The 12,146-nt window shown below is 59.8% G+C and carries 12 protein-coding genes; 6 read left to right on the top strand and 6 right to left on the bottom strand.

Features of this window, described 5'->3' with window-relative positions; translation table 11 throughout:
- Positions 1-2 precede the first annotated feature (2 nt).
- Positions 3-1,727, bottom strand: a complete 1,725-nt coding sequence (locus AC1DHT_RS27585) for a tetratricopeptide repeat protein (protein WP_429540275.1) — start codon at positions 1,725-1,727, stop codon at positions 3-5.
- Positions 1,728-1,943: 216 nt separating this feature from the next.
- Here AC1DHT_RS27585 and hemA point away from each other — a divergent pair, with 216 nt between their 5' ends.
- The 6 genes from hemA to AC1DHT_RS27555 all read left to right on the top strand — a co-directional run bounded on the left by hemA (position 1,944) and on the right by AC1DHT_RS27555 (position 7,309).
- Positions 1,944-3,233: a glutamyl-tRNA reductase gene (gene hemA, locus AC1DHT_RS27580; RefSeq protein WP_145019834.1), complete on the top strand. Its 1,290-nt coding sequence runs from the start codon at positions 1,944-1,946 to the stop codon at positions 3,231-3,233.
- Positions 3,230-4,312: a peptide chain release factor 1 gene (gene prfA, locus AC1DHT_RS27575; protein ID WP_054595622.1), complete on the top strand. Its 1,083-nt coding sequence runs from the start codon at positions 3,230-3,232 to the stop codon at positions 4,310-4,312. Before hemA ends, prfA begins: the two co-directional genes overlap by 4 nt.
- The gene (gene prmC, locus AC1DHT_RS27570; RefSeq protein ID WP_427543162.1) at positions 4,313-5,143 is read left to right on the top strand and encodes a peptide chain release factor N(5)-glutamine methyltransferase; all 831 of its coding nucleotides are present in this window, start codon (positions 4,313-4,315) and stop codon (positions 5,141-5,143) included. It begins immediately after the preceding gene.
- Positions 5,137-5,892, top strand: coding sequence for a molybdopterin-synthase adenylyltransferase MoeB (locus tag AC1DHT_RS27565; protein WP_427543165.1), 756 nt, complete (start codon positions 5,137-5,139; stop codon positions 5,890-5,892). The genes prmC and AC1DHT_RS27565 overlap by 7 nt, the downstream gene beginning before the upstream one ends.
- Positions 5,885-6,676 carry a glutamate racemase gene (gene murI, locus AC1DHT_RS27560; RefSeq protein WP_216741291.1) on the top strand — a complete coding sequence of 264 codons (792 nt, stop codon included), beginning with the start codon at positions 5,885-5,887 and terminating at the stop codon, positions 6,674-6,676. Before AC1DHT_RS27565 ends, murI begins: the two co-directional genes overlap by 8 nt.
- 114 nt (positions 6,677-6,790) lie before the next feature.
- A complete protein-coding gene (locus AC1DHT_RS27555) occupies positions 6,791-7,309 on the top strand; it encodes an acyloxyacyl hydrolase (protein ID WP_427543169.1) in 519 nt (172 codons plus the stop codon).
- A gap of 119 nt (positions 7,310-7,428) precedes the next feature.
- On the opposite strand, the gene AC1DHT_RS27550 is transcribed toward AC1DHT_RS27555, so the two are convergent.
- Genes AC1DHT_RS27550 through AC1DHT_RS27530 form a run of 5 tightly spaced genes read right to left on the bottom strand, consistent with a single transcriptional unit; the run spans position 7,429 to position 12,001 of the window.
- On the bottom strand, positions 7,429-7,734 hold the full coding sequence (locus tag AC1DHT_RS27550) for a YkgJ family cysteine cluster protein (protein WP_427531455.1): 306 nt from the start codon (positions 7,732-7,734) through the stop codon (positions 7,429-7,431).
- Between the two features lie 54 nt (positions 7,735-7,788).
- Positions 7,789-8,613 carry an SDR family NAD(P)-dependent oxidoreductase gene (locus AC1DHT_RS27545; protein ID WP_427543306.1) on the bottom strand — a complete coding sequence of 275 codons (825 nt, stop codon included), beginning with the start codon at positions 8,611-8,613 and terminating at the stop codon, positions 7,789-7,791.
- Between the two features lie 13 nt (positions 8,614-8,626).
- Positions 8,627-10,093: a deoxyribodipyrimidine photo-lyase gene (gene phrB, locus AC1DHT_RS27540; RefSeq protein ID WP_427543172.1), complete on the bottom strand. Its 1,467-nt coding sequence runs from the start codon at positions 10,091-10,093 to the stop codon at positions 8,627-8,629.
- Positions 10,094-11,038, bottom strand: a complete 945-nt coding sequence (locus AC1DHT_RS27535; RefSeq protein WP_427543175.1) for a MerR family transcriptional regulator — start codon at positions 11,036-11,038, stop codon at positions 10,094-10,096.
- Positions 11,039-12,001 (bottom strand): YbgA family protein, encoded by a 963-nt coding sequence (locus AC1DHT_RS27530; protein ID WP_427543178.1) that lies wholly within the window; start codon positions 11,999-12,001, stop codon positions 11,039-11,041.
- Positions 12,002-12,146: the final 145 nt, after the last annotated feature.

Below are 12,146 nucleotides of genomic sequence, written 5' to 3'. Positions count from 1 at the left end.
TTTTAAAGAGTCTCGGAACCGGTCAGGCGCTTGATGGTGCTGCGCAGGGTAGGGCTGTCGGGTTGTTCCTTGAGGAATTTGCCCCAGATTTGTTTGGCTTCGCGTTGCTTGCCGTTGGCCCACAGGACTTCACCCAGGTGCGCCGCGACTTCCTGATCGGGGAAACGCTCCAGGGCCTGGCGCAAGTAGCGTTCGGCTACATCGAGGTTGCCCAGGCGGTAATTCACCCAGCCGAGGCTGTCGAGAACGGCCGGGTCTTCCGGGTTCAGCTGGTGCGCGTGCTCGATCAAGGTCTTGGCTTCGTCATAACGCGTGGTGCGGTCGGACAGGGTGTAACCGAGGGCATTCAGCGCCATGGCGTTGTCCGGATCACGCTTGATGATCAGTCGCAGGTCTTTTTCCATCTGCGCCAGGTCATTGCGTTTTTCCGCGAGCATGGCCCGGGTATAAAGCAGATTCAGATCGTCCGGATACTGCTTCAAGCCTTTATCGAGAACGGCCCAGGCGCGATCATCCTGCTTGTTGGCAGACAGGGTTTCGGCTTCGATCAGATACAGCTGGATCGCGTAATCCGGTTGTTCGTCGCGTGCTCTGGCCAAACGGCTTTGGGCTTCGGCGGTGCGTCCGTTGTTCATCAGGATGTCGGACTGACGCAGTTGCGCCGGCAAATAGTCGTTGCCCGGGCCGACCAGTGCGTACTCGATCAGGGCGCCTTGCGGGTCGTTGCGTTCTTCGGCGATGCGACCCAGGTTCAGGTGGGCCGAGTCGACATGGCTTTCCCGGGCGATCAGGTCTTCCAGATAACCCTTGGCTTCCTTCCAGGCCTTGGCTTCCAGGCAAACCAGTGCCAGGGAATAGCGCAACTCGTCGTCTTCCGGATACTGCTGGACCAGGCTTGAGAACTGCTCTTTGGCGTCGTTCATGCGGTCCTGTTCGACCAGCATGCGGGCATACGTCAGGCGCAAGCGTTTGTCGTCCGGGTATTTGCGGATGCTTTTTTCCAGCAGCGGCAGCGCTTCTTTGCCACGGTTAAGGCTTTGCAGCAGGCGTGCGCGCAACAGAATCGGGGCGATTTCACCGTCTTGCGGAGGGTTTTTCTCAAGCAGTGCCAGTGCACCCTTGGTGTCACCGTCCTGTTGCAGCAACAGGGCCTTGCCGAAAATCAGTTGGCTGTTTTTCGGATGGCGCAGCAGCAAACGGTCAAAACTTTTCATCAGGCCGTTGCGGGTGTCCTGATCGGTATCGGCCGCAGACAGGGCGAGGAAGTCGAAGTGAGTATCGCCCTTGCCCAGCAGAACCTTCTCCATATAGGCCATGGAGTCGTCATAACGCCCGGCGCGGGCCAGTTGCACGGCGGCGGCGCGCTGTGCTTCGAGGTCGTTCGGCGCGTTTTTCGCCCAGATCAGCGAGCTATCAAGCGCTGCCTGATCGGCGCCAAGGTATTCGGCGATGCGAAAGGCTCGCTCGGAGATGCCCGGGTCCTGGGTATTGACGGCCTGGGTCACGTAGTTGTCCAGCGCGATGTCGAAACGATTGCGCTGGCCAGCCAGTTCCGCGCTCAGCAGGCTGAAGATCGTGTCTTCGCTGAACGAGCTGTAAACCTTGGGCTTTTCAGGGGCTTTCGTGCTGCCTTCGACCGGCGGCGTGCCGCTCGGCGAAACGGGTGCCAAGGCCTGGCAGCCGCTGAGGAAGACAAAAGCGAGGAGCAACGCGGAAGATCTATTCATAGGGGAAGAGGACGACTAACCTGCGGTCGGATCATCATGACACAAGCCTTCGACCAAACATAACCGGCCTGTCAATTTGCCGTTGAACTCAATCCCTGTGCAGGTGCTCGAGCACCTGTATAGAGGCAAGGTATCAGGACAATAGTCGGCAATGGTTGTTCTGAGTCAGGCGAAGTAGGACAATTGTCGGCTTCTCGACATCATCAGCGATCTTGAATGGCCTTCCTTGCACTCGGTATTAACCACAAGACTGCTTCCGTAGACGTCCGCGAGCGCGTGGCTTTTACCCCGGAACAGCTGGTTGAGGCCTTGCAGCAGCTCTGCCGACTCACCGACAGCCGCGAAGCTGCGATCCTCTCCACCTGCAATCGCAGTGAACTCTATATAGAACAGGATCAGCTTTCTGCCGATACCGTGTTGCGCTGGTTGGCCGATTATCACCATTTGAGCCTCGATGAGCTGCGTGCCAGCGCTTATGTGCACGAAGATGATGCGGCAGTTCGTCACATGATGCGTGTCGCCTCCGGGCTCGACTCGCTGGTGTTGGGCGAACCGCAGATTCTTGGCCAGATGAAATCGGCCTACGCCGTGGCCCGCGAGGCCGGCACCATTGGTCCGCTGCTTGGGCGTTTGTTCCAGGCCACGTTCAATGCGGCGAAGCAGGTGCGAACCGACACCGCCATCGGTGAAAACCCGGTGTCCGTGGCGTTTGCCGCGGTCAGCCTGGCGAAACAGATTTTCAGCGATTTGCAGCGCAGCCAGGCATTGCTGATCGGCGCTGGCGAGACCATTACCCTGGTCGCCCGCCATTTGCATGAGCTGGGCGTGAAGCGGATCGTGGTCGCCAACCGGACCCTGGAGCGCGCCAGCATCCTGGCTGAGCAGTTTGGCGCCCACGCGGTGCTACTCTCGGACATCCCGGCAGAACTGGTGCGCAGTGATATCGTCATCAGCTCGACCGCCAGCCAGTTGCCGATTCTTGGCAAAGGCGCGGTAGAAAGTGCCTTGAAACTGCGCAAACATAAACCGATCTTCATGGTTGATATCGCTGTACCACGGGATATCGAGCCGGAAGTCGGCGAGTTGGACGACGTTTACCTCTATAGCGTCGACGATCTCCACGAAGTGGTCGCTGAAAACCTCAAGAGTCGTCAGGGTGCTGCCCAGGCGGCGGAAGAGATGGTTTCCATCGGTGCCGATGACTTCATGGTTCGTCTGCGTGAACTGGCGGCGGTGGATGTGCTCAAGGCCTATCGTCAACAGAGCGAGCGCCTGCGCGATGAGGAATTGCAAAAGGCCCAGCGTCTGCTTGCCAACGGCAGCAGCGCTGAAGATGTGCTGGTGCAACTGGCTCGTGGCCTGACCAACAAACTGTTGCATGCCCCCAGCGTGCAGTTGAAAAAGCTTACCGCCGAAGGCCGCCTCGATGCGCTGGCCATGGCCCAGGAACTCTTTGCCCTCGGTGAGGGCAACTCGGATAGCTCTTCGGATAAAAAACCGCAATGAAAGCGTCACTGCTCAATAAGCTGGACATCCTCCAGGACCGTTTCGAGGAACTGACCGCCTTGCTTGGCGATGGCGAAGTCATTTCCGATCAGAACAAATTCCGCACCTATTCCAAGGAGTACGCGGAAGTTGAGCCGATTGTCGCCACCTATAAACAGTTGCTCAAGGTTCAGGGCGATCTCGAAGGTGCCCAGGCGCTGCTCAAGGACAGCGATCCGGACATGCGCGAAATGGCCGTCGAAGAAGTCCGCGAAGCCAAAGAGCAACTGATCGAACTTGAAGCCAGCCTGCAACGCATGCTGCTGCCCAAGGACCCGAACGACGGGCGCAACGTGTTCCTTGAAATTCGCGCCGGCACCGGTGGTGACGAAGCGGCGATCTTCTCCGGTGACCTGTTCCGCATGTATTCGCGTTACGCCGAGCGGCGTGGCTGGCGGGTCGAGATTCTGTCGGAGAACATCGGGGAGCATGGCGGCTTTAAAGAAGTTATCGCGCGGGTCGAAGGCGACAATGTCTACGGCAAGCTGAAGTTCGAGTCCGGCGCGCACCGCGTGCAACGGGTTCCGGCCACCGAATCCCAGGGCCGTATCCACACCTCGGCCTGTACCGTGGCGGTGTTGCCTGAGCCGGACGAACAGGAAGCGATCGAGATCAACCCGGCAGATTTGCGTGTCGATACCTATCGCTCTTCCGGCGCAGGCGGTCAGCACGTGAACAAGACCGACTCGGCGATCCGGATTACCCACTTGCCGTCGGGCATCGTGGTCGAGTGCCAGGAAGAACGCTCCCAGCACAAGAACCGGGCGCGGGCGATGTCCTGGCTTTCGGCTAAATTGAACGACCAGCAAACCAGCGCCGCAGCGAATGCCATCGCCAGCGAGCGCAAGTTGCTGGTGGGGTCGGGCGACCGTTCCGAGCGAATCCGTACCTACAACTTTGCCCAGGGCCGGGTCACCGACCACCGGGTCAACCTGACGCTGTATTCCCTCGACGAAATCCTCGCGGGTGGCGTCGATGCCGTGATCGAGCCGTTATTGGCCGAGTTCCAGGCAGACCAACTGGCAGCGATAGGTGAATAAATGACCATCATTGCCAGTTTGTTGCGTGCAGCCGACCTGCCAGACTCGCCGACCGCGCGTCTGGATGCCGAGTTGCTGCTGGCCGCTGCCTTGGGCAAGTCCCGCAGTTTTTTGCACACCTGGCCGGAGCGCATCGTTCCCAGCGAAGCGGCGCTGCTCTTTGCCGAGTACCTGCAACGCCGCCGCTCCGGCGAGCCGGTGGCCTACATTCTCGGCCAGCAGGGTTTCTGGAAGCTGGACCTGGAAGTGGCGCCGCATACACTGATCCCGCGCCCGGACACCGAGTTGCTGGTTGAAACTGCGCTGGAACTGTTGCCCGCAACACCGGCCAGGGTTCTTGATCTGGGCACCGGCAGCGGCGCGATTGCCCTGGCTTTGGCCAGCGAGCGTCCAGCCTGGCAAGTCACTGCAGTGGACCGGATCCTCGAGGCCGTGGCCCTGGCCGAGCGCAATCGCCAGCGTCTGCACTTGAACAACGTCACGGTGCTCAGCAGTCACTGGTTCAGTGCGCTGAAAGATCATCGTTACACGCTGATCATCAGCAACCCGCCTTATATCGCCTGCGCCGACCCGCATCTGGTGGCCGGTGACGTGCGATTCGAACCAGCCAGTGCGTTGGTCGCCGGCACCGATGGGCTCGATGACTTGCGTTTGATCATCGCCCAGGCGCCGCAGCACCTGGAAGCGGGCGGCTGGTTGATGCTCGAGCACGGTTATGATCAGGCCGATGCCGTGCGCGATTTGTTGCTGGCCCAAGGTTTTGAAGAGGTCCACAGCCGCAAGGACCTCGGTGACCATGAACGTATCAGTCTGGGGCGTCTACCGTGCTGAATGATCAGGAGCTGTTGCGTTATAGCCGGCAGATTCTGTTGCAACACGTCGACATCGACGGCCAATTGCGACTCAAGCAAAGCCGCGTCTTGATCGTCGGCCTCGGTGGGCTGGGTGCGCCGGTTGCGCTGTACCTGGCGGCTGCCGGCGTCGGCGAGTTGCATCTGGCGGACTTCGACACGGTCGACCTGACCAACCTGCAACGACAGATCATTCACGACACCGACAGCGTCGGGATGAGCAAGGTCGACTCGGCTATCCGTCGTCTGACGGCGATCAACCCCGAGATTCAACTGATCGCTCATCGCACTGCGCTGGACGAAGACTCGTTGGCGGTTGCGGTGTCGGCGGTTGACGTGGTGCTCGACTGCTCCGACAATTTTTCCACCCGCGAAGCGGTGAACGCGGCGTGTGTGGCGGCGCGAAAACCCCTGGTCAGCGGCGCGGCGATTCGCCTGGAAGGGCAGTTGTCGGTGTTCGACCCGCGTCGCGCCGAGAGCCCGTGTTACCACTGCTTGTACGGGCACGGCAGCGAAGCCGAACTGACCTGCAGCGAAGCCGGCGTGCTGGGGCCGCTGGTGGGGTTGGTGGGCAGCCTGCAAGCGCTTGAGGCGCTGAAACTGTTGGTCGGGTTCGGTGAGCCGTTGGTGGGGCGGTTATTATTAATCGATGCCTTGGGGACGCGGTTCCGTGAGTTGCGGGTCAAGCGTGATCCAGGCTGCAGTGTTTGCGGGGGCAGGCATGCGTGAAGCGCCCATCGGCGTGTTCGATTCCGGGGTCGGCGGGTTGTCGGTGCTGGCTGAGATCCAGCAATTGTTGCCCAATGAATCGCTGTTGTATGTCGGCGATTGCGGGAACATTCCCTATGGTGAGAAATCTCCCGAGTTCATTCGCCAACGTTGCAGCGTAGTCGCGGAGTTTTTTGTCCGGCAAGGCGCCAAGGCCTTGGTCGTGGCCTGCAACACGGCAACCGTGGCCGGTGTCGCGGATTTGCGTCGCGACTACCCGGACTGGCCCATCATCGGCATGGAGCCTGCGGTCAAGCCAGCCGCCGCGGCCACTCGCAGTGGCGTGGTCGGTGTGCTCGCCACCACCGGGACGTTGCAGAGCGCCAAGTTCGCTGCCTTGCTCGACCGTTTCGCCACCGATGTGCGGGTCATCACTCAGCCGTGCCCAGGGTTGGTGGAGCTGATCGAAGCCGGTGACCTGCACAGCCAGGAGCTATGCCAGTTACTGGCTGGTTATCTCGAACCCTTGCTGGCGGCCGGGTGTGACACGATTATTCTCGGTTGCACGCACTATCCTTTCCTCAAGCCATTGCTCAAGCAGATGCTCCCCGCCGACATCAGCCTGATCGATACTGGCGCGGCGGTTGCCCGGCAAACCCAGCGCCTGCTGGCCGAGCGTGAGTTGCTCGCAGAGGGGCCACCTCGCGACGCGCAGTTCTGGACCAGTGCCAGCCCCGAGCATTTGAGAAATATCCTGCCGCTGCTCTGGCATAACGCCGGTGTTGTGCAAAGCTTCAGTCTGTAGAAAGTCGTTTGGGGAGCGCTTCAAGTGGATGCATTCCTATTGAAGCGTGGATCTTCATGGCGCGTCTGTTGAGCCAAAAAAACAAACATAATCGTTCAGAAAAGGATGTTTCTCATGAAGCGACTGTTCTGTTTAGCCGCGATCGCGGTCGCGTTGTTGGGGCACAGTTTTACCGCACAAGCGGCTGGCGTCGAGTTTGCGGTTGGCCATACCAGCGGTTCGACCCAGACGTATCGCCTGGGCCTGCAATGGGATTGGGATAAAAGCTGGTGGCAGACTGATGTCGGGCGCGTGACGGGCTACTGGAGCGGTGCGTACACCTATTGGAATGGTGAYAAGACCGTAAGCAATCACAGCCTGTCGTTCTCTCCGGTGTTCGTTTATGAGTTTGCCGGGCAAACCGTCAAACCTTATCTGGAAGCCGGCATCGGCGTTGCGCTGTTCGCTCACGACGAAGTGGAAGACCGACGGTTGGGCTCGGCCTTTCAATTCGAAGACCGCCTGGGGTTCGGCCTGCGGTTTGCTGGCGGGCATGAAATCGGGATTCGCGCGACGCATTACTCCAACGCCCATATCAACATCACCAATGACGGCATAGAAAGCTTCGCGTTGCATTACACGATGCCGCTGTAATGACAGGCTGCTTTACGAGCCTGCTCGCGATAGCGGTCTGACAGTCAGCTGCAATGTTGAATGTTAAACCGCTATCGCGAGCAGGCTCGCTCCCACAGGTGTATTTGGTTAACTTGTACTCAGCGATACGCCGTCGCAATCCCCTGACGCTCGTCGATGCACTCCGGCGCACCCATCTCGAACTCCCGGCAGATCAGCGGGCGCTTTTCATAAATGGTGCACATCATGCTGTCGCGATCCAGCGCGGCGCACCAGCCGTCATCCAGGCGCAGCATGACTTCCCCGCCCCAATCGTCGGTGTCGATAAAACGTTCGGGCACGCCTGTGTCGGTGATCAGCATGACTTCGAGCTGGCAACAGCAGGCTGCACAGGTCGAGCAAGTGACCACCGGTTCAGCGATGGTCTTGATGGGGATCGTGTTCATAGGTGCGCAGTGTAAGGCAGCGCGTCGGTGCTGTGTGAAAGGTCTGCCGGGCGTTCATCCGGATGGGGGTGTCGACAGGCGTTGATCGTGACCGGTTTGTGGCGTATCGATGCTTGGCGGCGAGCGCCTGACCACGCGTTTGCCGATCACTAGTTTTGCGCGGTTGGACATTTTCGACAAAGGCCAGAGTGCAGCCATGGACAGGGCCATGAGGGGGATTTCCTGCGGGCGCTGCTTGAGGGTTTCGACGACATGGCGCGCGGCTTTGTCGGCCGACCAGATCTGTGGCGTCGGATAATCGTTGTTCCCGGTCAGCAGGGTGGCGACGGAGCCGGGGCTAACCAGGGTGACTTCCACGCCTTCCGATGCCGGATCGGTGCGCAGGGACTCAAACAGAAACCGCAGCCCGGCTTTCGAGGCACCATAGGCTTCGGCCCGAGGCAGGGCCAGGTCGGTTACCGAGCTGACGATACCCACCAGAAGGGGGGCGATGCCCGCGTGCAGCAACGGCAGGGCGGCTTCGATGCAATAGCTGCTGGCGAGCAGGTTGGTACGCACCACATGTTCGATGATCGAGGCGTCGAACTGCTGGGTGTCAACATATTCACAGGTGCCGCCATTAATAATTACGGTGTCCAGCGAGCCCCACTCCTGCTGGATACGTTCGCCGATCTCGCGCACGGTCTGGCTGTTGGTCAGATTGCCCGCCACCACCAGCACTTGCCCCGGATACCGATGGGCCAGGACTTTTAAAGGCGCAATCGCGCGGGCGCTGACCGCCAGGTGCATGCCGGACTTCAACAGTTCTTCGGCCAGTGCAGCACCAATGCCGTTGCCGGCTCCTGTCAGCCAATACCGTCGTGGCGTTGTATGACTCAATCCACTCTCCTTTTCAGTCATGTATCGCTCCGAGATCCAGACGCGAAGGCAAATGTTTGAATGCCGCCAGTGCGCGTTCGCGTGACTGACCCAGATTGACGATTGGTTGCGGATAGTCGGCCACACCAAACAATCCGCCCAAGGCCGCCGGGTTATGGATAGCTTTGTTGTCCAGCCCCGCCAGCTCCGGCAGCCAGTGCTTGATGAACAGACCCTCCGCGTCGAATTTTTCCGACTGGCTCAGCGGGTTGAAAATCCGGAACCAGGGCGCCGAATCGGTGCCGGTGGAAGCGCTCCACTGCCAGCCGCCGTTATTCGCGGCCAGATCGCCATCGATCAAATGGCGCATGAAAAAACGCTCGCCTTCGCGCCAGTCGATCAGCAGGTTTTTTGTCAGGAACATCGCCACCAGCATCCGCAGACGGTTGTGCATCCAGCCTGTTTCCAGCAGTTGGCGCATGGCGGCGTCGATGATCGGCAACCCGGTACGCGCCTCTTTCCAGGCCGCCAGCTCATCCGGAGCGTCGCGCCAGGCAAGGGCTTCGGTTTCCGGGCGAAAGGCGCGGTGTCGGGAGACCCGTGGATAGCCCACCAGAATGTGTTTGTAAAACTCGCGCCAGAGCAGTTCGTTGATCCAGGCGACAGCACCGGCGCTGCCGCTTTCGAACTCGCCTTGATTGCTTTGCACGGCGGCGTGCAAGCACTGGCGTGGCGAAATCACCCCGGCTGCGAGGTACGCGGACAACTGGCTGGTACCGGGTTTCGCCGGGAAGTCGCGTTGGTCTTTGTAATCGTCGAGCGGCCCTTGGGCGAAGTATTCCAGACGCCGATGGGCTTCTCCTTCGCCAGCCGGCCAGAGTGCGCGTAGCTGTTCGTGCGGAGCCTCGAAACCCTCGACCTGTAATGGAATCGGGTCACGGTTGATGGCCGTTGGCACCTGAACCCCGGGGGCGGCAATCAGGCGGGGCAACGCGCCGTACAAGCGGGCGCAGCAGGCTTTGCGGAACTGGCTGAAGACCTGGAAGTACGTACCGGTCCTGGTCAGCACGCTGCCGGGCTTGAACAGCAATTGATCGAGGTAGCTGTAAAAGCCAATGCCCGCTGCGTCGAGAGTCTTGCTGACGGCCGCATCACGGCGACTTTCGTTTACGCCGTATTCCTCGTTGACGTGAACCGCCTCGACGTTCAGCTCTGTGCCTAACTGGCCAAGTACCCGCGGTGCATCTTCCCAGCGCTCGGCAGTACGGATCAGCAAGGGAATGTTCAGCTCGCCGAGGGCCTGGCTCAACTCGCGCAGGTTACGCAGCCAGAAATCCACTTTGCACGGTGCATCGTCGTGGATCTGCCATTGCTGCGGGCTCAACAAATACACCGCCACGCACGGGCCACGAGCTGCGGCGGCCGAGAGGGCAGTGTTGTCATGCAGACGCAAGTCGCTGCGCAGCCAGATCAATTGGAAGGAAGTTTTGCCTACAAGCATTTAAATGAGCCCACGCTGCACCAGTGCCTGATGGGCCGACAACGGATCTTCGGCCAGAAATAAATCGGCTATTTCAGAGGTTTTGGCGGACAACTCGGCGTGGTGGATGCACACCGCAGGGCCGGCAATGAGTTTTGGGCAACCGACATTGGTCAGAAGTTTCGATAAATGTTTGAGATCGATTGATTGACTGGAATACAGCAGCACACCGCGCGCTTGCAGATGCTCGACCGCCAGCGCCAGTTCACCGGTCGGCAACGGCCAGTCGAACACTTCCACGGGGCAATCGGCGCTGCTGACGAGCCAGGCGGTGAGCCACAGATGCGGCTCCAGGGGTAAGTCGGAGTGATTGATCAGCAGCAACGGCGTGCCGCGCAACTGACGGTTGTTGTGGTAGACCCTCGCACCGAACTTGCTGCGCAACCAGGAATAAAAGAACGCCCGCTCCATCTGCGCGCCGAACTGACCTTGCCAGCGCTGCTCGAGTTCGGCCAGCAGCGGCATCAGCAGTTGCTCGCACAAGGTGCGCGGTGGATACAGCGACATGGCCTGATTGAGTGTGTCGTCGACCTGACGCTCGGCCAGTTGGCTGATCGCCTGTATCAGGTTCACTCGCAAGGCGTGCCAGTCGTTCCCGACGGGGCCGCTCAACGTTTGTGGCATACCCAGCAGTTGCTTGACCTGGCTGACGGCTACGCCGCGATTGAGCCAGGTGAGGATGTTATGGATCCGTTGCACATGCTCTGCCGAGAACAGCCGGTGTCCCTTGGGCGTGCGCTGCGGCACGATCAGCCCGTAACGGCGTTCCCAGGCGCGCAGAGTAACGGCGTTGACGCCGGTGATTCGGGCGACATCGCGGATCGGCAGCCAACCGTCCTCAAGGGCCTGTTGATAGTCGGCGCCAGGGGCGTCGTCATGGGGATGAGTGTCAGGTTCGGTTTTCATTTAAATCGCGTTTCGCAAGCTGAGGTTTTCAGGGTGCGGTTGCAGGTACGTCTGCCGCATGACGTACGGATCGGGATGATGGCGCAAGTGATGCTTGAGCAATGTCAGCGGTACCACCAAGGGCACGATGCCGTGGCGGTACTGGCCGATCACGTGCTGCACTTCCTGTTTGTCTTCGGCGCTGATGACCTGTTTGAAATAGCCGCTGAGGTGTTGCAGTACATTGGTGTGGGTGCCGCGGGTGGCGCATTTTTTCAGTGCCGTCATCAGCTCGCTGAAATAGCGCGGGCCGAGTTCATCGGGATCAGTCTGGCCCATATCACCCAAGAGCTTGCCCAAGGCTTTGTATTGCAGTGGGTTATGGGCCATCAACAGGTACTTGTAGCGTGCGTGAAAGTCAGTCAGGCCATTGCGACTCAAGCCGTTTTTCAGCAGCTCCTGCCAGGCCGCGTAGGCAAATACCCGGGTCAGGAAATTCTCGCGCAGTACCGGATCGTTCAGTCGACCGTCTTCTTCCACCGGCAGGTCCGGGTGGCGGGCGCAAAATGCTTGAGCGTAGATGCCGCGTGCACCGCCGTCGTGCGGGCTGCCGTTGGGGTGGTAAACCTTGACCCGCTCCAGGCCACAGGACGGTGATTTCTGCATGAAGATATAGCCGCAAATATCGCCCAGCGCACCGGCCATTTGCTGGCCGTAGTTCGTCAGCGGCTCAGTGACATCCAGTTCGTGATGAACTGTACCGACGGCGTGAGGATGCTGCGGATCGCCGACCAGTCGAATCGGTTCACGGGGAACCCCCAGACCGATGGCGACCTCCGGGCACACTGCAATGAACTCGAAATAATCCGTGAGGGTTCGACTGCACAGCGGAGAGGCTTTATGCCCGCCGTTGTAACGCACCTCGGCGCCCATCAGGCAGGCACTGACAGCGATTTTCGGTTTGCTTGCTGAGTCGCTGGGCATGGAGGCACCTCGGATCTATACCTGTACAGGCTGTTCGCGCTGTACAACACGGTTTGATCATAGATCCAAGGGTGTACAAGTCAAATTATTTGTACAAGTTTTACCGGCTCCCTCTTCCTGTGGGATTCATCGTGCAATGTCTGCG

The sequence above is a fragment of the Pseudomonas sp. 05N432 genome (genome assembly GCF_056396945.1).
Note: the sequence above shows the minus strand (reverse complement) of the source record. Positions and strands in the feature narration are given on the sequence as shown.